We start from the raw sequence: 19,848 nt of genomic DNA on the forward strand, positions 1-19,848 counted from the left end.
GGTGCTCTTGTCGAGGAAGCCGAACGAAGCAGACGATGATCGCGAACGCCGCGCTGGACGAGTCGGCGCCGCCTTGGTGCCGGCCGCTATTCCAGCGCCGTCGCGCCAGAGCCTGCGCGGCCTCGACTGGTTCATCTTCTTCCTTGCCGACGTGCAGACCGGGTTCGGTCCCTTCATCGCGGTCTACCTGACGACGCAGAAATGGACCCAGGTCGAGATCGGCCTCGTGCTGTCGATCGGCGGCATTGTCGGGCTGATCGGGCAGATGCCGGGCGGCGCGATCATCGATGCCGCCAAATCCGAGCGGCTGGTCGCGGCGCTTGCGATCACGACGATCGGCTTCTGCGCGCTGGCCTATGCGGCGATGCCGATCTTTCCGGTGGTGGTGACGGCCGCGACGCTGCACGCCGCGGCGAGCTGTGTGCTGGGGCCGGCGATCGCGGCGATCAGCCTCGGCCTGGTCGGCCCGCTCGCCATCGGTGAGCGGCTCGGCCGCAACGCCCGTTTCGCATCCCTCGGCAATGGCGTCGCCGCCGCGGTGATGGGCACCGCCGGCTATCTGCTGTCGAGCCGCTCGGTGTTCCTGGTCACCTTCCTGCTCGCAATCCCGACCCTGATCGCGCTGTCCCGCATCCGCGAGGAAGAGGTCGACATCGCGCGCTGTCACGGCGAGATGCCGCGCGAGGCGGCCGACCGCGGCGACACCAATGTGTGGCATCTGGTGCGGCAGCGGCCGCTCCTGGTGTTCGCGCTCAGCGTCACGTTGTTGCAGCTCGCCAACGCCGCGATGCTGCCGCTGATGGCGAGCGCGGTGACGGCGAGATCGAGCCAGTGGGCGACGATCCTCGTCGCCGCCTGCATCATCGTGCCGCAGGCGATCGTGGCGCTATTGTCACCCTCGGTCGGCCGCAAGGCCCAGGTCTGGGGCCGGCGGCCGCTGCTCCTGATCGGATTCGGCGCGCTGACGATTCGCGGGCTGTTGTTCGCAACCGTGCGCGATCCCTATCTGGTCGTGCTGGTGCAGGTGTTCGACGGCGTCACCGCGGCGGTGTTCGCGGTGATGATTCCGCTGATCGTCGCCGACGTCGCGTTCGGCAGCGGCCATTTCAATTTCGCGCAGGGCATCGTCGGCACCGCGACCGGGATCGGCGCGTCGTTGAGCACGGCGCTCGGCGGCTTTATCAGCGACAAGTTCGGCAATGCCACCGCCTTCATCGGACTTTCCAGCGTTGCCGCGACGGGCTTCGTCCTGATTCTGCTGATAATGCCGGAGACCCGGCGCAGCGCGGTGTGATCGCGACAAGAAAAAACGGCCGGCCGAAACGCGTTCGACCGGCCGTATAGTGGGGGAGGAAGAGATCAGGCGTCGAGATTGTGCAGGCGCTGGCGGTTGCGCAGCACGATCTGGCGGGCGCCGGAGAAACCGAGAATGCCCTGGGCGTGAAGCTGCGACAGCGCGCGCGACACGGTCTCAAGCGTGAGGCCGAGATAGTCGCCGATGTCGCGGCGGCACATCGGCAGCGCCATCATGCTGGCGACGGCGAGGCGGCGGTCCATCTCGAGCAGGAAGGTCGCGACGCGCTCCATCGCAGTCTTGCGTCCAAGCAGCAGCATGTGGTCCTCGGCGTGGCGCAGCTCGGAGGCGGTCATGGCCCAGAGCTTGCGGGCGACCTGGACGTCGGTGCCGGCGGCCTTCTCGAGGCTGGCGCGCTTCACCAGGCGCACGGTGGTGTCGATGATGGCCTCGGCGGCGAGCCGATGCGTGGCGCCGGACTCCAGACCGAACACGTCGCCGGGAAGATGGAAGGCGCCGATCTGGCGGCGGCCGTCGGAGAGCAGCTTGTAGCTGCGCACCGCGCCGGAGACGACCTGGTAGACATACTCGGCCGGCTCGTCCTCGCCGTAGATCTCCTCGTCCTTGCGGTAGGAGAATTCGGTGGCGACAAGGCCGACATGGCCGGTGATGGCGCCGAACTGGTCGGAAACGGGATGGGGGGCGGGCGCAACCTTGCCGCGGGTGATTTGGGGGCTGATCGCCGGGGCGTTGAGCGACTGGGTGAGCATCTGTGCCATCTCCGTTGTGATGGCTTATGCTTACGCGGTATCGGGGCAGTGGAAAATTCGAGCGATACCTTAGGGACATTCACCTACGGAGAAACCCGTAGGTCAGTTTCCGCGCCTGTCCTGGATGGCCCGGCGGATGTGTTTGACCAGATTTTCATCGAGAAGCGGCTTCAAAACCACGTCTTTCACCCCGGCGGCCGCGGCCCGCGCCGAGATGTTCTCGTCCGGATAGCCGGTGATCAGGATCACAGGCGTCTCACTATCCGACCGGCGCAGGCGTCCGGCGAGCTCGATGCCGTTGATGTCGGGCATCTTGTAGTCGATCACGTAGCAGTCGGCGCCCGACGTGCCGGCGGCATTGAGCAGCGCGGTGCCGTTCCGGAAGGTCCGCACCGCAAAGCCGTCGGTTTCCAGCAGAAACCGCAGGGATCCCAGGACGGCGGCATCGTCGTCGACCACAATGATGGTAGGCTTTGCGGTGGACGAGAGCCGCTCAGATGAGCCGATCTCGATCATGCCGCTTGGCTAGCACAGACGGAAGACGCCGTTTTGACCTGCCTCAATCCTTGATCAGGCCGGCGCGCATCGCGAGCCGCACCAGCTCCGAGAGGCTGTTGGCCTGCATCTTGGTCATCACATTGGCCCGGTACACCTCGATCGTGCGCGGGCTGATGTCGTATTCGCGGGCGATCAGCTTGTTGGAGAGGCCCGCGATCAGCCCTTCCATGACCTGGCGCTCGCGCGGGCTCAAAGAAGCGACGCGGGCGGCGATGTCCTGCGCGATCGCCTCGTTCTTGGCCGCCGGCTCCGCCCGGCGGATCGCCGATTCGATCATGGTGGTGAGGCGGTCGTCCTCGAACGGCTTCTCCAGGAAGTCGACCGCACCGAGCTTCATCGCCTCGACCGCGAGCGGCACGTCGCCGTGCCCGGTCATGATCAGGATCGGAAACGCGCATTGCTGCGCCTTCATCCGCTTCAACAGCTCGATGCCGTCGAGCCCGGGCATGCGCACGTCGGAGACGACACAGCCGAAAGCGAGGCCGGGCAGGGCATCGAGGAAGCCTTGCGCGCTGTCGAACAGCGTGACGCTGAAGCCGGAGGAATCCAGCAGGAAGTTCAGCGAGTCCCGCATCGCCTCGTCGTCGTCGATAACGTAGACAATTCCCTTGGTCGTCATGGATCAGGTCTCATCGGCTGCCGGCAAGGTGAAGCGGAACGTCGCGCCGCTCGATGCATTGCTCTCGGCCCACATGCGGCCGCCGTGAGCCTCGATGATCGAGCGGCTGATCGACAGTCCCACGCCCATGCCGGTCTCTTTGGTCGTGAAGAAGGTCTGAAAGAGGTTTGGAACGACGTCATCCTGGAAGCCGGAGCCGGTGTCGGACACCTCCACCTCGATCATGTCGTCGGCGATGCGGGTGTTGATGACGACCAGCTCGCGGCGCGGCGATTGGGCCATCGCCTCCAGCGCGTTCCGGAACAGATTGACCAGCACCTGCTGGATCTGGACGCGGTCGGCGAGCACGAGATCGGCGTCCGGATCGAGCGTGAAGCGGAGCTGCACGTTCTGCTCCCGCGCGCCGGCGAGACCGAGCGCGCCGGCCTCCTCGATCAGCTTGGACAGGCTCTCGACCCGCTTCTCGGACTCGCCGCGGGAGACGAAGTCGCGCAGCCGCCGGATGATCTGGCCGGCGCGCAGCGCCTGCTCGGCGGCGCGGTCCAGCGCGCTCTCGATCTTCGGCGTGTTCGGATCGCTGCTGCCTGCAAGCAGCCGCCGCGAGCCCTTCATGTAGTTGCTGATCGCGGCCAGCGGCTGGTTGAGCTCGTGCGCGAGCGCGGACGCCATCTCGCCCATGGCGGTCAGCCGCGAGACGTGGACCAGCTCGGATTGCAGCTCCTGGAGCCGCGCCTGGGTCTGCTGATGCTCGGTGAGATCGCGGACGAAGCCGGTGAAATAGGGCTCGCCGCCGGATTGCATCTCGCCGATCGACAGGTGCATCGGGAAGGTGGTGCCGTCACGGCGCCTGCCGGTCACGATACGGCCGATGCCGATGATGTGCGGATCGTGCGTGGTGCGGTAGCGCGCGATGTAGCTGTCGTGGCGGGTCCGGTCCGGCTCCGGCATCAGGATGCTGACGTTCTGGCCGATCGCCTCGTGCTCGGACCAGCCGAACAGGCGCTCGGCGGCGGTGCTGAACAGCTGGATGATGCCGTGGCCGTCGATGACGATCATGGCATCGGGAATGGTCTCGAGGATCGAGCGGAGGTGGGTCTCGCGCGTGCGCAAGGCCTCCTCGACCTGCTTCTCCTCGTCGATGTCGAGCAGGATACCGCTGAGATGGCGCGCCACGCCGGCGTCATCGCGAATGAGACCTGCCCTGGCGCGGATCCAGTGTCCGCGGTCGGAGGCATGGGCGAGCCTGAACGATACGTCCAGGCCGCCGCCCTGTTCGGACACGCGCTTGATCGCGCTCTCGACACGCTCACGGTCGTCGGGCGCGAGGCACGACAGGAACAGCTCAAAGCTCGCCGTCTGATCCCGCGCGATGCCGAGCAGCGCTCTGGCGGTGTCCGACCACTCCAGATCGCGTGTCCTGAGATCGAGATCCCAGGTGCCGACGCCGAACCCCTCGATCCGGACCCGGAAGTGCTCGCCGCGATCGTCGGCTTGCGGATGCGTTACGCGGGTCGGCGACAAGCAGCTGCTCCAATCCTTGCGGTGGCCGGCCCGGATGGCGCCACCTCGCGGCAATTTCGCCCAAGGCCGCGCCGGAGGCAAGTTCGGAGGTCTGATTCTATTGGAGGATTTCCTGCCGCGCGACGCATGGCAGTTTGATCTATCTCATCCTGCCGACTGTGCGGAGGCCTAAACTCTCCGGAAGCTCAGTGCCCTGGAGATTCCTGATGACATACGCGACCGTGATGGTCAGCTTGGCGCTCGATCAGCCCAACGACGCGCGGCTTCAGGTCGCAGGCGAACTCGCCGAACGATTCGAGGCGGCGGTCGTCGGCGTCGCGGCGGCGCAGTTTCTTCCGCCCCTCTACTTCACCGATGGCGCCGCGGCCCAAGGCGTGATCGATCAAGGCCGCGCGTCGGTCGAGCGGCGCCTTGCCAAGCTCGAAGCGCAATTCCGCGCCGCGATCAGAAACCGCGGTGGTCATGTGGAGTGGCGCAGCGCCATGGATTTTCCGGCACGCTTTGTCCTGGCGCAGGCGCGTTGCGCCGACATCATCGTCTGCGGCGGGCAGAGTCCGGCCTTTTCCGACGCCTTCTCGCTCGCGAGCCCCAAGGACCTGGTGCTGCAGGCCGGCCGTCCGCTTCTGGTCGTGCCCGACAAGGTCGACTGGCTCGATCTGCGCAGCGTGCTCGTGGCGTGGAAGGACACGCCGGAGGCCCGGCGGGCTGTCGCCGACGCCCTGCCGATGCTGCGCAAGGCCAGGGAGGTCACCGTCGTCGAGATTCCGGAAGGCGACGGCGACCGCTCGGCGGCGGTGGCGAGCGTCACTGATGTGACCGCCTGGCTCGCGCGGCACGGTGTCATTGCCACGGCGCGCGTCTGCGAAGCGACCGGAAGCGCGGCCGATCAATTGGGAACCGTGGCCGGCGATGTCGGAGCCGGCCTGATCGTCGCGGGTGCCTACGGTCATTCGCGGTTCAGCGAGCTGATCCTCGGTGGCGTCACCGAATATCTGGTCACGCAATCCGCCCGCTGCGTGCTGCTCTCGCACTGAGCACGCGACGAATCGATGAGGACGCGCCATGTACAAATTCCTTGAAGCGACTGTCGACGGCTACATGACGCGCAATGTCAGGACGGTTAAGCGCGACCTCGACATGCTCGAGCTCAGCGAGATGTTCGACCGCGACGATTTCAACAGCTACCCGGTGGAAGATGACGGGCAGGTCGTGGGGATCGTCACCAAGTTCGACATCCTGAAATGCTTCGCCTTCACCCCGACCCAGATGGTGCCGCGCTATCTCGACCTGATGAACCGCAAGGTCGGCGATGTCATGACGCCGGAATTCATCTATGTCAGTCCCGACACGAGGCTGACACGTGTCCTCCAGATCATGGTCGAGCACCGGATCAGGAGCATCATCGTGCTCGACAGCACGCAGAAGCTCGTCGGCATCATCGCCCGCGAGGACGTCATCGCGGCCCTCAAGGCGACCGCGCGCGACTAAAGACACGCCCGCCAATCCCTGCAATTGTTCTCCGTGATTCCACGGAAGGTGCGACCTGCCGCGTGCGCCAAGCTCGGCGCAAGGGATTGATAGCGCTGTCCATCGAGCGAACGCCTCAAGCCGGCAGAAATCACCCTCTCTTGATTTCAATCAATTCGCCGCGAGGACGGATGTGGTTTCTGGCTGCGTGTTCTTTCAGAGAGAATCCGCATGAGCCAGCCCTCCACGTTGAAATCCATGACGATCGGCGAAAGCTGCTTGGCGGCGGTGTTCGTGGTCTCCGCTTTTCTGTTCGTGATCGCTGCGGCCAAGGCGCTCGATGCGCCGTTCGCCTTCCATGCCGGACTCAGCGCGGCCGCGAGCCTGGCCGCAGCGTTCGGCATCATCAACCGCTACTTCGACCGCCCGGCAGAGCTGCCTCCGGCGGAGATCAACGGCCGCCCCAACTACAACATGGGCCCGGTCAAGTTCTCCTCCTTCATGGCGATGTTCTGGGGCATTGCCGGATTCCTCGTCGGCCTCATCATCGCTTCCCAGCTCGCGTGGCCCTGGCTGAATTTCGATCTGCCCTGGATCAGCTTCGGCCGTTTGAGGCCGCTGCACACCTCTGCGGTGATCTTCGCCTTCGGCGGCAACGTGCTGATCGCGTCCTCCTTCTACGTGGTCCAGAAGTCGTGCCGCGCGCGCCTCGCCGGTGACCTCGCGCCCTGGTTCGTCGTGATCGGCTACAACTTCTTCATCCTGATCGCCGGCACCGGCTATCTGCTCGGCGTCACCCAGTCCAAGGAATATGCCGAGCCTGAATGGTACGCCGATCTCTGGCTGACCATCGTCTGGGTGACCTATCTGCTCGTCTTCCTCGGCACCATCATCAAGCGCAAGGAACCGCACATCTTCGTCGCGAACTGGTTCTATCTCGCCTTCATCGTGACGATCGCGGTCCTGCATCTCGGCAATAATCCCGCGCTGCCGGTCTCGGTGTTCGGCTCGAAGTCCTATATCGCCTGGGGCGGCATCCAGGATGCCATGTTCCAGTGGTGGTACGGCCACAACGCGGTCGGCTTCTTCCTGACCGCGGGCTTCCTCGCCATCATGTACTACTTCATCCCCAAGCGCGCCGAGCGGCCGATCTATTCCTACCGGCTGTCGATCATCCATTTCTGGGCGCTGATCTTCCTCTACATCTGGGCCGGCCCGCACCATCTGCACTATACGGCGCTGCCCGACTGGACGCAGACGCTGGGCATGACCTTCTCGGTGATGCTGTGGATGCCCTCCTGGGGCGGCATGATCAACGGACTGATGACGCTGTCAGGTGCCTGGGACAAGCTGCGCACCGATCCCGTGCTGCGCATGCTCGTCGTCTCCGTCGCCTTCTACGGCATGTCCACCTTCGAAGGCCCGATGATGTCGATCAAGGTCGTCAACTCGCTCAGCCACTACACCGACTGGACCATCGGCCACGTGCATTCCGGCGCGCTCGGCTGGGTCGGCTTCGTCTCCTTCGGCGCGCTCTACTGCATGGTGCCGTGGGCCTGGAACCGCAAGGGGCTGTACAGCCTCAAGCTCGTCAACTGGCACTTCTGGATCGCCACGCTCGGCATCGTTCTCTACATCTCGGCGATGTGGGTGTCCGGCATCCTGCAGGGCCTGATGTGGCGCGCCTACACCTCGCTCGGCTTCCTCGAATACTCCTTCATCGAGACCGTCGAGGCCATGCATCCCTTCTACATCATCCGTGCAGCCGGCGGCGCGCTGTTCCTGATCGGCTCGCTGATCATGGCCTACAATCTCTGGATGACGGTCCGCGTCGGTGAAGCGGAAGTCCAGATGCCCGTCGCTCTTCAGCCGGCGGAATGAGGAGCTGACCATGTCGTTCTGGACACGCCACCAAATCTTCGAAAAGAACTCGATCATCCTGGTCGTCGGCATCCTCGTCGTGATCGCGATCGGCGGTCTCGTCGAGATCACGCCGCTGTTCTACCTCAAGAGCACGATCGAGGTGGTCGACGGGGTCAGGCCCTATACGCCGCTCGAGCTTGCCGGCCGCAACATCTATGTCCGCGAAGGCTGCTATCTCTGCCACTCGCAGATGATCCGGCCCCTGCGCGACGAGGTCGAGCGCTACGGCCACTTCTCGCTCGCCGCCGAGAGCATGTTCGATCACCCGTTCCAGTGGGGCTCGAAGCGCACCGGTCCTGATCTCGCCCGCGTCGGCGCCAAATATTCCGACGACTGGCACGTCACCCATCTGACCAATCCGCGCGCGATCGTGCCGCAGTCGGTGATGCCGGGCTATCCGTTCCTGGCGCAGACCGAGGTCGATCCCGACTCGATCGCCGACCACATGCGCACCTTGAGAACGGTCGGCGTGCCCTACACCGACGACCAGATCGCGAATGCCGCAGCCGACCTCAAAGCCCAGGCTGATCCGGACAATGCCGGCAGCGATGCCTTCGGCAAGCGCTACGCCAAGGCCGTGGTGCGCAATTTCGACGGCAAGGCCGGCACGCCGACCGAGATGGACGCGCTGATCGCCTATCTGCAGATGCTCGGCACGCTGGTCGACTTCAAGCTCTACAACGAGAAAGCCAATCTTCGCTGAGAAGGCACCACCGATGAAAGCGATTCTGACAGTCCATAACCTTGCGTCCGAGCTCGTGACGACGATCTGGACACCGGCCTTCGTCGCGATCTTTCTCGCGATCATCGCCTACGCGTTCTGGCCTCGCAACAAGGCCGTCTTCGACGAAGCGGCACGGCTGCCGTTGCGGGAGGAGTGAGAGATCATGACCGATCATCATGGCGACATCGATGCCGTCTCCGGCAAGTCAACCACGGGGCATGAATGGGATGGCATCAAGGAGCTCAACACGCCGCTGCCGCGCTGGTGGGTGATCTCCTTCTATCTCACCATCATCTGGGCGATCGGCTACTGGATCGTCTATCCGGCCTGGCCGCTGATCTCGAGCCATACCACCGGCCTGCTCGGCTATTCGACGCGCGCCAACCTCGCGGTGGAGCTCGCCAATCTCGAGGTGGCCCGCGGCGAGAAGATGGCGGCGCTGGCCGCCGCCCCGCTCGCCGATATCGAGAAGGACCCGGCGTTGCTTGCCCTGGCGCGGGCCAAGGGCAGGACCGTGTTCGGCGACAATTGCGCACCGTGCCACGGCAGCGGCGCCTCCGGCGCGAAGGGATTCCCGAACCTGAACGACGACGACTGGCTGTGGGGCGGCACGCTCGAGCAGATCATGCAGACCATCCAGTACGGCGCGCGCTCGGGGCACGCCAAGACGCATGAGGGCCAGATGCTCGCCTTCGGCAAGGACGGCGTGCTGAAGCCGGACGAGATCGTCACGGTGGCGAACTACGTGCGTTCGCTGTCGGGCCTTTCGACCCGCAAGGGCTATGACGCCGCCAAGGGCGAGAAGATATTCGCCGAGAATTGCGTCGCGTGCCATGGCGATGGCGGCAAGGGCAACCAGGAGCTCGGCGCGCCGAACCTTACCGACAAGATCTGGCTCTATGGCTCGGACGAGGCGACGCTGATCGAGACCATCAGCCAGGGCCGCGCCGGCGTGATGCCGGCATGGGACGGGCGGCTCGATCCCGCCACTATCAAGGCGATGGCGGTCTATGTCCATTCGCTGGGCGGTGGAAAATAGCAGGCCAGCGGCGGACGGGGGCGAAGAAAATCGCCCCCGTTTTGCGCTGAATCAATTGACGCGCCGGCCCACGGTCTAGGTTCGATCGCACCTCTTTAGAAGCTCTCAGCGATGAACAAGACCGTGAACCCGAACGAGCTCACATCGGACGACGATTACGGGCCACTCTACGCCGCCCGCAAGAAGGTCTATCCCCAGAGCGTCTCCGGCACCTTCCGCCGGATCAAATGGGGCCTGATGGCGTTCTGCCTCGGCGTCTATTACTTCCTGCCCTTCGTGCGCTGGAATCGCGGCCTCGGTGCGCCGAGCCAGGCGGTGCTGATCGATCTTCCGAACAGCCGCTTCTATTTCTTCTTCATCGAGCTGTGGCCGCAGGAGGTCTACTACTTCACCGGTCTGTTGATCGTCGCCGCAGTGGCGCTGTTCCTCATGAATTCGATCGGCGGCCGCATCTGGTGCGGTTATCTCTGCCCGCAGACGGTCTGGACCGACCTGTTCTATGCCGTCGAGCGCCTGATCGAAGGCGACCGGCGCGAGCGCATGAAGAAGGACAAGTCGTCCGATCCGATGAAGCTCGAGCGCATCTCCGAGATCGTGCTCAAGCATTCGATCTGGCTGCTGATAGCCTGGTGGACCGGCGGCGCCTGGGTGCTCTATTTCAACGATGCGCCGACGCTGGTGAAGGAGCTCGTCACCTTCCAGGCGCCGATGATCGCCTATATCTGGATCGGCATTCTCACCGCGACGACCTATGTGCTGGCCGGCTTCATGCGCGAGCAGGTCTGCACCTACATGTGCCCGTGGCCGCGTATCCAGGCGGCACTCACCGACGAATGGGCGCTCAACGTCACCTACCGCTACGATCGCGGCGAGAAGCGGACCTCGGTCAAGAAGGCCATCGAGCTGCGCGCGCTGGGCGAACAGGTCGGCGACTGCGTCGACTGCTATCAATGCGTCGCCGTCTGCCCGACCGGAATCGACATCCGCAACGGGCCGCAGCTCGAATGCATCCAGTGCGGGCTCTGCATCGATGCCTGCGACAACGTGATGAAAAAGATCGGCCGGCCGACCCGCCTGATCGGCTACGACAACGACATCAACATCCAGCGCCGCCAGGAAGGCAAGGCGCCGGTCTATCGCATCGTCCGGGCTCGCACCGTCGTCTACAGCGCGATCATCGCGGTCGTCGGCGGCATCATGCTCTATACGCTGGCGACCCGCAGCCTGCTCGATGTCAACGTGCTGCACGACCGCAATCCGATCGCGGTCAAGCTCAGCGACGGCTCGATCCGCAACGCCTATACGGTCCGGCTTCTGAACAAGAGCGGCTACGACCGCGTCGTCGCGATCGATGCGGACGGCCCGGCCAATTTGACGATCCATGTCGTCGGCGTCGATTCGGTGACGCCGGACCGACCGATGGTCGTGATCCCGCGCGACTCCACCAGCGAGTTGCGGCTGCTCGTCACCGCGCCGGCCGAGAGCAATCCGGAGAAGTCGATTCCAGTCCGCTTCCACGTCACCGATATCGGGCTCGGCGAGGTCGCCTCGACCACCGACAATTTCGTCTCGCCTTAGGGCCAGGAGACTGCCATGGCATCCAAGCCACTGACCGGAACCAAGGTCTTCCTGATGCTGGTCGCCTTCTTCGGCATCGTGATCGGGGTCAACGTCACCATGATGAAGCTCGCCATCGCGACGTTGCCCGGCACCGACGTCGACAGTCCCTATGCGGCGGGGCTCGCCTACGACAAGGAGATCTCCGCGGCGGAGCACCAGGCGGCGCGCAAATGGCAGGTCAACGCGCATATCGAACGCCGCACTGATGGCGGCGCCGTTCTTCAGGTCGAGGCCCGCGATGCCGCAGGTCAGCCGATGAGCGGATTGAAATTCGGCGGTCGTCTGGAGCGGCCGACCGACAAACGTGCCGACCTCGCGGTCGAGCTCTCCGAGGCAGGCATCGGCATCTATCGCGGCACTGCCGCGTCCGTTGCGCCGGGCCAGTGGGATCTCGTGATCGAAGGCGAGGCCCGCGGCGAGCGCGTGTTTCTCTCGCGCAACCGTGTGATCCTGAACTGAAGGGGCGCGCCATGCAGGTGACGCGAGATTTTTCGCACTATGTCCGGGCCGCGGGGCAGGGGCTCCATCACATCGATCTCGCGGTCGAGGGCGTGCACTGCGCCGGATGCATGGCCAAGATCGAACGCGGACTGTCGGCCATTCCGGACGTCACGCTGGCGCGGGTGAACCTCACCGACCGCCGCGTCGCGCTGGAATGGAAAGAGGGTACGCTCGACCCGGGACGCTTCATCGATCGTCTCGAGGAGCTCGGCTACAAGGCTTACCCCTATGAGACCGAGAGCGCGGAGGCGACGGAAGTCGCGGAATCGCGCTTCCTGCTGCGCTGCCTCGGCGTCGCGGCGTTTGCCACCATGAACGTGATGATGCTGTCGATCCCGGTGTGGTCCGGCAACGTCTCGGACATGCTGCCCGAGCAGCGCGATTTCTTCCACTGGCTGTCGGCGCTGATCGCGCTGCCGGCAGCGGCCTATGCCGGGCAGCCGTTCTTCCGCTCGGCCTGGCGCGCGCTGGCGGCGAAGACCACCAATATGGACGTGCCGATCTCGATCGGCGTGATCCTCGCGCTCGGCATGTCCGTGGTCGAGACCGTCCATCACGCCGAGCACGCCTATTTCGACGCGGCGATCATGCTGCTCACCTTCCTGCTGGTCGGCCGCTTCCTCGACCAGAACATGCGGCGGCGGACTCGCGCGGTCGCCGGCAATCTCGCCGCGCTGAAGGCGGAAACCGCCGCGAAGTTCGTCGGTCCCGACGAGATCTCGCAGGTGCCGGTAGCGGCGATCCATCCCGGCGACATCGTGCTGCTGCGGCCCGGCGAGCGCTGCGCAGTCGACGGCACCGTGATCGAGGGACGTTCCGAGATCGACCAGAGCCTGATCACCGGCGAGACTCTCTACGTCACGGCAGAGCACGGCACGCCGGTCTATGCCGGCTCGATGAACATCTCCGGCACGCTGCGGGTGCGGGTCTCGGCGGCGTCCGAGGCGACGCTGCTCGCGGAGATCACGCGGCTGCTGGACAACGCGCTGCAGGCGCGCTCGCGCTACATGCGGCTCGCTGACCGCGCCTCGCGGCTCTACGCGCCTGTGGTGCATGCGACCGCGCTCCTCACCATCATCGGCTGGGTCATTGCCGGCGCTGGCTGGCATGATGCGATCGTCACCGGTGTCGCCGTGCTGATCATCACCTGTCCCTGCGCGCTGGGCCTTGCGATCCCGACCGTGCAGACGGTGGCCTCGGGCGCGATGTTCAAATCCGGCGTGCTGCTCAATTCGGGCGATGCCATCGAGCGCATGGCCGAAGCCGATCATGTCATCTTCGACAAGACCGGCACGTTGACGCTGCCCGATCTCGAAGTCACCAATGCAGCCGATATTCCCGCTGATATCTTCGAGCTCGCCGGCCGGCTCGCGCTGTCGAGCCATCATCCGGTCGCCGCGGCGGTCGCGCAGGCTGCCGGCGCCCGGTCGCCGATCATCGGCGCAGTCGAGGAGCCCGGCCAGGGCGTGCGGGCGATCGTCGATGGCATCGAACTCCGGCTGGGTCGTCCATCGTTCTGTGGCGCTGAGGCGCTGATCGGGACGAGCGGCAATCTCGAAGCCGAGGCGTCCGTGGTGGCGTTCAGCAAGGGCCGCGAAAAGTTCGTCCTCGCGGTGCGTCAGGGCCTGCGTCCGGACGCGCAAGGTGTGATCGCCGCGCTGAAGGCGCGCAATGTCGGCATCGAGATTCTGTCGGGCGACCGCGAGCCGGCGGTGATCGCGGCGGCCCACGCGCTCGGCATCGCCGAGTGGCGCGCCGGCGTCACGCCGGCCGACAAGATCGCGCGGATCGAGGAATTGAAGCGACGCGGCGCGAAGGTGCTGATGGTCGGCGATGGCATGAACGATGCGCCCTCGCTTGCGGCGGCTCATGTCTCGATGTCGCCGATCTCGGCCGCGCATCTCAGCCAGTCGACCGCCGATCTCGTCTTCCTCGGCAAGCCGCTGGCGCCCGTGGTTGCCGCGATCGATTTTTCGCGCAAGGCGCTGCATCTGATGCGGCAAAATCTCTGGCTTGCAATCGGCTACAATGTCCTGGCGGTGCCGATCGCAATCAGCGGCGTCGTAACGCCCCTGATCGCCGCCGCCGCGATGAGCGGATCATCGATCCTGGTCATGCTGAATTCGCTGCGGGCCCGCAGCGCCTCGCGGGAGATCGCGTGATGGAGATTCTCGTCATCCTGGTCCCGCTGGCGTTGTCCCTCGGACTCGCAGGCCTCGCCGCCTTCCTCTGGTCGCTGAAGAGCGGCCAGTACGAAGACCTCGACGGCGCGGCTTGGCGTGCGATTGCCGACGACGATCCGCCGCAGGAGGTGCAGGTGCAGGCGAAGCGTTAGAATTCGCTCCTGAGCGCAGAGGTCAGGAGCGCCGCAATCGCGAGCGCCGCCCCGATACCGGCAACGCAGGCAGGCCATCCCCAGGAATCGAACAACCGGCCGAGCACGGCGGTGCCGGCGAGGCCGCCGCAGAAATAGCAGGCGAGATAAGTCCCGCTGGCGACGCCGCGGTTGTCCGTAGCCGCCTGTCCCACAAAGCCCGTCGCGGCCGCCTGGGCAAAGAAGGTGCCGACGCCAACCAGCACCATGCCCGCCAGGACCGCGGCAAGGTGCTCCGCCAGCATCAGGGGCAGGCCGATCGTTGCAAGGCCAAGCGCCGTCCAGATCGTCGGGCGCGTTCCAATCCGCGCAACAGTGCGGCCGGCGAACAGGGTGGTGACGATCGATGGCAGGAACACCAGATAGACCAGGCCCAAATCCATCACGCCTAGCGACAATGGCGGCCGCACCAGCACGAAATTGACGAAGGTGAAGGTGCCGATAAAGGCGAACAGGATGCAGAAGCCGAGCCCATAGGCCGCGCGCAGCCGCGGATTGCGCCAATGCGCTGATACGGCCTCGAGAGGGGATGCCGTCAGCGTCATGGCCTGCATCGGCTCAACGCGCGCGATGGTGAAGTAGACCAGACCCGCGCCGGCGAGGTTGAGCGCGGCGAAGAGGTAGAAGCTCCAGGCGAGGCCAAGGCTGTCGGCGACTGCGGCGGAGATCAGCCGGCCGACGAGGTTGCTGGCGACATTGCCGGCGATGTAGGCGGCGAACGCGCCGCCGGCGTCCATTGCGCTGCACTGCTCGCCGAGATAGGCGAGCGTCAGCGCGAAGGCGGAGGCCATGCAGAGGCCCTGGATGACGCGCAAAGCGGTGAAGACAGCGAGATTGGGTGCCCACGCGAGCAGGCTGGTGGGAATGGCGAGCAAGGCCAGGCTCAGGAGGATGCCGCGCCTTCGGTCGATGCGCGGGCTGAAGACGCCGACCACGAGGCTGGCGACGGCCATGCCAGAGGTGCTGGCATTGACGGCAAAGCCCATTGCCGCCGGCGTTACGCCGTAGTGCCGCGTCAGGGAGGGGAGGATCGCCTGCGTGGCGAACAGGTCGACCACGGTGAGGAATGCGGTGAGGCCGATCACGAGAGAGCGGAGGACGACACCGCGCGAGTGCTCGCCCATTCCCATTGCAGCGGGCCTTATGCGTGCAGACAGATCGGTCATGATGCGACATCCCTGAAACGGCTGTTGTCATTCCGGGCTGGTGCGCAAGCGCCAGACCCGGAATCCAAGGATTCTCAGGTGCGCAATTGCGCACCATAGTTCGCCCCGCGCCCCGGAATGACGGGACAGCAGTGGCTCGTTACATGTTGTGGTCGTGCGGATCCTTGCGGACGTCGCCCACGTAGAGGACGACGGTCTCCTTGCCGAGGTTCTTCCACCAGTGCGAGGTGCCGTAGACCTCGGGACGGAGATCGCCGGCCTTGTGCACGATCGGATCGACGCAGTTGGAGGCGTATTCGACGATCTCGCCCTGCTGCACGAAGATCAGGGCAGGGCGGTCGTCATGGCTGTGCCAGGGCACGATGCCGCCGGGCTCGATGGTCAGCTTGCGGAAGCGCAGCTCGCGATCCCTGATGTTGGCGGGCTGCTTGCCGAGGTCAATCGAGCCGAGCGTCACGTCGGTGACGCCGACGGGCTTGTAGTCGACCATCTGGCGTGCATTCGGCTTGATCTTGTCGGCCGGGCATTCGCCGGCGAGAGCTGGCTGCGCCGAGACCACGAGTGCGCCGGCGATAGCAAGACCTGCCCAGACCGCGCGCGACGATGTGAGATGCGTGAACATGGATAGTCTCCCTTGTTGCTCGCCGGGGTTCATCGGTCGCCGGCAATGGCATCAGCTTCGTCAAAGTCGCGCCTCTGCGGAAATGCCGTCTCGCTTTCGCTGCGATAGCCCCGCGCTATCTTGATACGCGGTGGCTATCGAACCGATCGGCGATCGGCATTTTCGCTTGCGCGGCTTCCAGCGTTCCATGGCAGGGCGCCCGATTGGCGGGCGTTCACGTCAATCCGGAGGAGCATTCTATGACGAAAGTGTCCAAGACCCTGATCGCCACCGCCGCCTTCGCGGTGATCGCCACATCGGCCTTCTCGGAGGCCGCCTGGGATCTCAAGGCCGGAATGGCCTATGTCTATGGCGGGCCGGGCAAGATGTCGGCGATGGCCATGGCGCCGGCCGAGAAGAACCACGACGCGATGATGAAGAACGCGAAGAAAGTGCCCGAAAACACCGTCTTCTTCATGGACAACGGCACGCTGTACTACACGCCGGGTCGGCTCGATCCGACCGGCAATTTCTACGTGAATTGAGCCGCCACTCGCGTAACGGCCGCCCTTGCGGGCGGCCGGACCACGAAACTAATATTCGCCTCAGGGAACGCCGGAGCGGAAGATGACGTCTCTCTCACCAGCCGATGCCGAGCGGCTCAGGCTTGCCTTCCAACGCTGCCGCGATATGGAGGGCACGCTGAACGAACAGCTCCGCGCCTATGCCGACGCCAGCCGCGAAGTGTTCCCGGCCTATGGCGACGCGGTCGATCGCCTTGTGGTAAGATTGAACGGGAACGGCGGCGGAGAGAGCGCGCCACGTCCGGGTGATGCGATGCCGCCGTTCATGCTGCCTGACGAGAGCGGACGTCTCGTCACGCTGCCCGCGCTGCTCGTGAGCGGTCCGGTCGCGGTGATGTTCTTTCGCGGCCATTGGTGTCCCTTTTGCCGGCTCAATGTCGGCGCAGTGACCCAGGCGCAGGACCGCATCAAGGCGTTGGGGGCGCAGACCATCGCAATCATGCCGGAGACCCAGGAGTTCACCGGAAAGTTCAAGGCCGAGTCCGGGGCGCCGTTTCCGGTGCTGACTGATCTGGACAACGGCTATGCGCTGTCGCTCAACCTCGCGATCTGGCTCGGGGCCGAGATTCAGGAGCTGTTGTCCTATCAGGACATGGCGAAGTTCCACGGCAACGATGGCTGGATGCTGCCGATCCCTGCCGTGTTTGTCGTCGGACGCGACGGAATCGTAAAGGCCCGCTTCGTTGATCCCGATTTCCGCAAGCGGATGGAGATCGATGATCTGCTCGCCGCGCTGGAAGGTGCGACCCGGGAGCACTGAACTTCACCTCTTCCCGAAAGCGGGGCGAGGGAGCGTAGACACCGACTTTGCGTCGGGAGAGCTACCCCGCAATCTCCCGCCAGTCCGCGCCGCGCAACATGCGCATGACGGCGTTGGCGACCACCGTGCGCTGTCGACCGGCGACGCCATAGAGGCTGACAGTGCGGCGGGCGTCCAGTCCTGCGACGGCGGTCCGCTTCAGCGTCTCCGGCACGGGCGAGGTGCGTGGCACCAGGGCGACGCCGATATCGGCTTCCACCAGCTCGATCAGATCGTGCTCGCTCGCAATCTCGTGGCCATGATCGACGTCGATTCCGTGCTCACGCAGGGTGGCCGAGACGCGTCGGGACTGCTCGCAGAAGGTTCGCCCGAGCAACTGCTCTGAGCGCAAATCGTCGAGCTCGACCGTGCCGCGCTCGGCAAGGCGATGTTCGCTGTTGACGACGAGCTCGAATGTCTCGGTGAACAATGGCCAGACGTCGAGCCGCTCCCAGGCCTCGTCAATATCGGCAGCAATACCGAGCTCGGCTTCGCCCTTCTTCAGGAATTCGCCGACTTCGCGGCTCGTGCCCCGCATAAAGTGGAGCTCGAGCCGGTTGAACTGCCGCTTGATCTGTTTGAGATGGGGAATGAGTAGCCCGAGATCGACCGAGTGCGTCAGCGCGATGCGCAGCGCGCCGATCTCCCCGCTCTTGAACGAGGAGGCGAGCGAGCGTGCGCCAACGGCCGCATCGAAGCACTGCTTCAGAAGCGGGTGCATTCGCTGGCCGAGCTCGGTGAGTTGTGCCGCCGGCCGTTCGCGGCGGAAGAGGTCGCCGCCGAGCTCGGCCTCGAGCTGCTTGATCGCACGTGTCAGCGAGGGCTGCGTCACATTGCATTCCTCGGCCGCGCGCGTGAAATTCAATAGCTGCGCCACCGCGAGGAAATAGCGGACCTGATGCATTTCCATGGATCGGCTCCCAGCAAAACCGACCCGGAATCTAACCGATTGGGGTAGGGAATGACACCCTCGCGGCAATAGCGTCCGCGCATGGTTTCGGAAGCCAACGGGCATTTGCGGAGTGCCCGTGCGTTCCGCAGAATGGCAGGCGTAACAATGGCGCTGCTCCGGCGTATTTCAAGCGGCGTCGAGCCTGACGGAGGCGATATATGCAGAGCACCATTCAGCGCATAGGGTCAAAGGCCCTGCCGGGCGAGGTCGTGCTTGTGCTCCAGGGAGGCGGTGCGCTCGGCTCCTATCAGGCTGGCGTCTACCAGGCGCTGCACGAGGCCGGCATCGAGCCGGACTGGATCATCGGCACCTCGATCGGAGCGATCAACGCCAGCCTGATCGCCGGCAACGAGCCGCAGGACCGGCTGTCGCGGCTGAAGGAGTTCTGGAAGCGGATGGAGCAGAATCCGATCTGGAATCTGCGGACGGCGTTCCCCGGTTTCAACGAGAAACTTGCCTATTGGTCGACGATCACCAACGGCATTCCTGGCTTCTTCCGGCCCAATCCGCTGGCGCATGCGGGTGACTCCTTTCCGCTCGGGGCGGATCACGCCGGCTTCTATTCGACCGCGCCGCTGGAAAAGACGCTTCTCGAGCTCGTCGATTTCAGCCGGGTCAATGGCTGCGCACCGCGTCTCACGGTCGGCGCAGCTCACGTCCGGACCAGCCGGATGCGTTATTTCGACAGCCGCGACGGCGAACTGACGGTGAAGCATGTCATGGCCTCAGGCGCGTTGCCGCCCGCCTTTCCGGCGATACGCATCGACGGCGAGCTCTATTGGGACGGCGGTATTCTCTCGAACACGCCGACCGAGGCCGTGTTCGACGACAACCCGCGCAAGGACTCGCTGATCTTCGCCGTCCATCTGTGGAATCCCGTCGGCGCCGAGCCGACGACGATGGCGGAGGTGCTGAACCGGCACAAGGACGTGCAGTACTCCAGCCGGATCGCCAGCCAGATTGCCCGCCAGCAGCAGGCACATCGTCTGCGCCACGTCATCAACCAGCTCGCAGCGCGACTGCCGGAGAGCGAGCGCAACGATCCGGCCGTGCGTGAGCTGGTGAGCTATGGCTGTCCGACGCGCATGCACGTGGTGCGCCTACTGGCGCCGCAGCTCGATCACGAGACCCATACCAAGGATATCGACTTCAGCCCGTCAGGCATCATGCGGCGCTGGGATGCCGGTTATGCGCACACGAGCTCAGTGCTTGCGCGCGCGCCCTGGGTTGGAGAATTCGACCCGCTGTCAGGCGTGGTACTGCACGAGCACATGGAGGAAATGCCGATCGCCGCGGAGTGATCGCCGGATCATTCGCCGCTTCACGTAATGACGAT

The 19,848-nt window shown here is 65.0% G+C and carries 21 protein-coding genes; 14 read left to right on the plus strand and 7 right to left on the minus strand.

Features of this window, described 5'->3' with window-relative positions:
- The first annotated feature begins 1 nt into the window (after position 1).
- Positions 2–1,294, plus strand: a complete 1,293-nt coding sequence (locus tag K289_RS0103430; protein WP_027550190.1) for an MFS transporter — start codon at positions 2–4, stop codon at positions 1,292–1,294.
- 65 nt (positions 1,295–1,359) lie between these two features.
- Here the strand turns inward: K289_RS0103430 and K289_RS0103435 are convergent, their stop codons facing one another.
- The 4 genes from K289_RS0103435 to fixL all read right to left on the minus strand — a co-directional run bounded on the left by K289_RS0103435 (position 1,360) and on the right by fixL (position 4,762).
- On the minus strand, positions 1,360–2,064 hold the full coding sequence (locus K289_RS0103435; protein WP_027550191.1) for a helix-turn-helix domain-containing protein: 705 nt from the start codon (positions 2,062–2,064) through the stop codon (positions 1,360–1,362).
- A 102-nt stretch (positions 2,065–2,166) separates the two neighbouring features.
- Positions 2,167–2,580 (minus strand): response regulator, encoded by a 414-nt coding sequence (locus K289_RS0103440; RefSeq protein WP_027550192.1) that lies wholly within the window; start codon positions 2,578–2,580, stop codon positions 2,167–2,169.
- Between the two features lie 43 nt (positions 2,581–2,623).
- A complete protein-coding gene (fixJ, locus tag K289_RS0103445) occupies positions 2,624–3,241 on the minus strand; it encodes a response regulator FixJ (RefSeq protein WP_027550193.1) in 618 nt (205 codons plus the stop codon).
- 3 nt (positions 3,242–3,244) lie between these two features.
- The gene (gene fixL, locus K289_RS0103450; protein WP_027550194.1) at positions 3,245–4,762 is read right to left on the minus strand and encodes a sensor protein FixL; all 1,518 of its coding nucleotides are present in this window, start codon (positions 4,760–4,762) and stop codon (positions 3,245–3,247) included.
- 206 nt (positions 4,763–4,968) lie between these two features.
- Between fixL and K289_RS0103455 the strand changes: the two genes are divergently transcribed.
- The 10 genes from K289_RS0103455 (at position 4,969) to ccoS (ending at position 14,371) form a co-directional block, all read left to right on the plus strand.
- Positions 4,969–5,796, plus strand: coding sequence for a universal stress protein (locus K289_RS0103455; protein WP_027550195.1), 828 nt, complete (start codon positions 4,969–4,971; stop codon positions 5,794–5,796).
- Between the two features lie 28 nt (positions 5,797–5,824).
- Positions 5,825–6,250: an HPP family protein gene (locus tag K289_RS0103460; RefSeq protein WP_027550196.1), complete on the plus strand. Its 426-nt coding sequence runs from the start codon at positions 5,825–5,827 to the stop codon at positions 6,248–6,250.
- Positions 6,251–6,460: 210 nt separating this feature from the next.
- The gene (gene ccoN / locus K289_RS0103465; RefSeq protein ID WP_027550197.1) at positions 6,461–8,110 is read left to right on the plus strand and encodes a cytochrome-c oxidase, cbb3-type subunit I; all 1,650 of its coding nucleotides are present in this window, start codon (positions 6,461–6,463) and stop codon (positions 8,108–8,110) included.
- A gap of 10 nt (positions 8,111–8,120) precedes the next feature.
- The gene (gene ccoO / locus K289_RS0103470) at positions 8,121–8,855 is read left to right on the plus strand and encodes a cytochrome-c oxidase, cbb3-type subunit II (protein WP_027550198.1); all 735 of its coding nucleotides are present in this window, start codon (positions 8,121–8,123) and stop codon (positions 8,853–8,855) included.
- Positions 8,856–8,868: 13 nt separating this feature from the next.
- Positions 8,869–9,033 carry a cbb3-type cytochrome c oxidase subunit 3 gene (locus K289_RS0103475; protein WP_027550199.1) on the plus strand — a complete coding sequence of 55 codons (165 nt, stop codon included), beginning with the start codon at positions 8,869–8,871 and terminating at the stop codon, positions 9,031–9,033.
- Between the two features lie 6 nt (positions 9,034–9,039).
- A complete protein-coding gene (ccoP, locus tag K289_RS0103480; RefSeq protein ID WP_027550200.1) occupies positions 9,040–9,915 on the plus strand; it encodes a cytochrome-c oxidase, cbb3-type subunit III in 876 nt (291 codons plus the stop codon).
- 111 nt (positions 9,916–10,026) lie between these two features.
- On the plus strand, positions 10,027–11,493 hold the full coding sequence (ccoG, locus tag K289_RS0103485; protein WP_027550201.1) for a cytochrome c oxidase accessory protein CcoG: 1,467 nt from the start codon (positions 10,027–10,029) through the stop codon (positions 11,491–11,493).
- Between the two features lie 15 nt (positions 11,494–11,508).
- Positions 11,509–11,994, plus strand: coding sequence for a FixH family protein (locus tag K289_RS0103490; RefSeq protein WP_027550202.1), 486 nt, complete (start codon positions 11,509–11,511; stop codon positions 11,992–11,994).
- 11 nt (positions 11,995–12,005) lie between these two features.
- On the plus strand, positions 12,006–14,198 hold the full coding sequence (locus tag K289_RS0103495; RefSeq protein ID WP_027550203.1) for a cation-translocating P-type ATPase: 2,193 nt from the start codon (positions 12,006–12,008) through the stop codon (positions 14,196–14,198).
- Positions 14,198–14,371, plus strand: coding sequence for a cbb3-type cytochrome oxidase assembly protein CcoS (ccoS, locus tag K289_RS48200; RefSeq protein WP_063614119.1), 174 nt, complete (start codon positions 14,198–14,200; stop codon positions 14,369–14,371). The genes K289_RS0103495 and ccoS overlap by 1 nt, the downstream gene beginning before the upstream one ends.
- On the opposite strand, the gene K289_RS0103505 is transcribed toward ccoS, so the two are convergent.
- Entirely contained in the window at positions 14,368–15,576 is a 1,209-nt protein-coding gene (locus K289_RS0103505) for an MFS transporter (protein ID WP_027550204.1), read from the minus strand. The genes ccoS and K289_RS0103505 overlap by 4 nt on opposite strands.
- Positions 15,577–15,715: 139 nt before the next feature.
- Positions 15,716–16,198 (minus strand): cupin domain-containing protein, encoded by a 483-nt coding sequence (locus K289_RS0103510; protein ID WP_027550205.1) that lies wholly within the window; start codon positions 16,196–16,198, stop codon positions 15,716–15,718.
- Between the two features lie 239 nt (positions 16,199–16,437).
- On the opposite strand from K289_RS0103510, the gene K289_RS0103515 reads away from it, so the two are divergent.
- Complete coding sequence (locus tag K289_RS0103515; RefSeq protein ID WP_027550206.1) at positions 16,438–16,722, plus strand: hypothetical protein; 285 nt, start codon at positions 16,438–16,440, stop codon at positions 16,720–16,722.
- An 82-nt stretch (positions 16,723–16,804) separates the two neighbouring features.
- On the plus strand, positions 16,805–17,521 hold the full coding sequence (locus K289_RS0103520) for a peroxiredoxin-like family protein (protein WP_027550207.1): 717 nt from the start codon (positions 16,805–16,807) through the stop codon (positions 17,519–17,521).
- A gap of 61 nt (positions 17,522–17,582) precedes the next feature.
- Here K289_RS0103520 and K289_RS0103525 read toward each other — a convergent pair whose 3' ends face one another.
- The gene (locus K289_RS0103525; RefSeq protein WP_027550208.1) at positions 17,583–18,470 is read right to left on the minus strand and encodes a LysR family transcriptional regulator; all 888 of its coding nucleotides are present in this window, start codon (positions 18,468–18,470) and stop codon (positions 17,583–17,585) included.
- Positions 18,471–18,670: 200 nt separating this feature from the next.
- On the opposite strand from K289_RS0103525, the gene K289_RS0103530 reads away from it, so the two are divergent.
- Positions 18,671–19,813 carry a patatin-like phospholipase family protein gene (locus K289_RS0103530; protein WP_035683763.1) on the plus strand — a complete coding sequence of 381 codons (1,143 nt, stop codon included), beginning with the start codon at positions 18,671–18,673 and terminating at the stop codon, positions 19,811–19,813.
- Positions 19,814–19,848 lie beyond the last annotated feature (35 nt).

The sequence above is a fragment of the Bradyrhizobium sp. Cp5.3 genome (assembly GCF_000426265.1).
In the GTDB taxonomy this organism is placed as follows: Bacteria; Pseudomonadota; Alphaproteobacteria; order Rhizobiales; family Xanthobacteraceae; genus Bradyrhizobium; species Bradyrhizobium neotropicale.

Excerpts from the sequence above, each read along its gene's own strand:
- K289_RS0103435 (WP_027550191.1), bottom strand. The coding sequence starts at position 2,064 with ATGCTCACCCAGTCGCTCAACGCCCCGGCGATCAGCCCCCAAATCACC.
- K289_RS0103440 (WP_027550192.1), bottom strand. The coding sequence starts at position 2,580 with ATGATCGAGATCGGCTCATCTGAGCGGCTCTCGTCCACCGCAAAGCCT.
- fixJ (WP_027550193.1), bottom strand. The coding sequence starts at position 3,241 with ATGACGACCAAGGGAATTGTCTACGTTATCGACGACGACGAGGCGATG.
- K289_RS0103455 (WP_027550195.1), top strand. The coding sequence starts at position 4,969 with ATGACATACGCGACCGTGATGGTCAGCTTGGCGCTCGATCAGCCCAAC.
- K289_RS0103460 (WP_027550196.1), top strand. The coding sequence starts at position 5,825 with ATGTACAAATTCCTTGAAGCGACTGTCGACGGCTACATGACGCGCAAT.
- ccoN (WP_027550197.1), top strand. The coding sequence starts at position 6,461 with ATGAGCCAGCCCTCCACGTTGAAATCCATGACGATCGGCGAAAGCTGC.
- ccoO (WP_027550198.1), top strand. The coding sequence starts at position 8,121 with ATGTCGTTCTGGACACGCCACCAAATCTTCGAAAAGAACTCGATCATC.
- K289_RS0103475 (WP_027550199.1), top strand. The coding sequence starts at position 8,869 with ATGAAAGCGATTCTGACAGTCCATAACCTTGCGTCCGAGCTCGTGACG.
- ccoP (WP_027550200.1), top strand. The coding sequence starts at position 9,040 with ATGACCGATCATCATGGCGACATCGATGCCGTCTCCGGCAAGTCAACC.
- ccoG (WP_027550201.1), top strand. The coding sequence starts at position 10,027 with ATGAACAAGACCGTGAACCCGAACGAGCTCACATCGGACGACGATTAC.
- K289_RS0103490 (WP_027550202.1), top strand. The coding sequence starts at position 11,509 with ATGGCATCCAAGCCACTGACCGGAACCAAGGTCTTCCTGATGCTGGTC.
- K289_RS0103495 (WP_027550203.1), top strand. The coding sequence starts at position 12,006 with ATGCAGGTGACGCGAGATTTTTCGCACTATGTCCGGGCCGCGGGGCAG.
- ccoS (WP_063614119.1), top strand. The coding sequence starts at position 14,198 with ATGGAGATTCTCGTCATCCTGGTCCCGCTGGCGTTGTCCCTCGGACTC.
- K289_RS0103505 (WP_027550204.1), bottom strand. The coding sequence starts at position 15,576 with ATGACCGATCTGTCTGCACGCATAAGGCCCGCTGCAATGGGAATGGGC.
- K289_RS0103510 (WP_027550205.1), bottom strand. The coding sequence starts at position 16,198 with ATGTTCACGCATCTCACATCGTCGCGCGCGGTCTGGGCAGGTCTTGCT.
- K289_RS0103515 (WP_027550206.1), top strand. The coding sequence starts at position 16,438 with ATGACGAAAGTGTCCAAGACCCTGATCGCCACCGCCGCCTTCGCGGTG.
- K289_RS0103520 (WP_027550207.1), top strand. The coding sequence starts at position 16,805 with ATGACGTCTCTCTCACCAGCCGATGCCGAGCGGCTCAGGCTTGCCTTC.
- K289_RS0103525 (WP_027550208.1), bottom strand. The coding sequence starts at position 18,470 with ATGGAAATGCATCAGGTCCGCTATTTCCTCGCGGTGGCGCAGCTATTG.
- K289_RS0103530 (WP_035683763.1), top strand. The coding sequence starts at position 18,671 with ATGCAGAGCACCATTCAGCGCATAGGGTCAAAGGCCCTGCCGGGCGAG.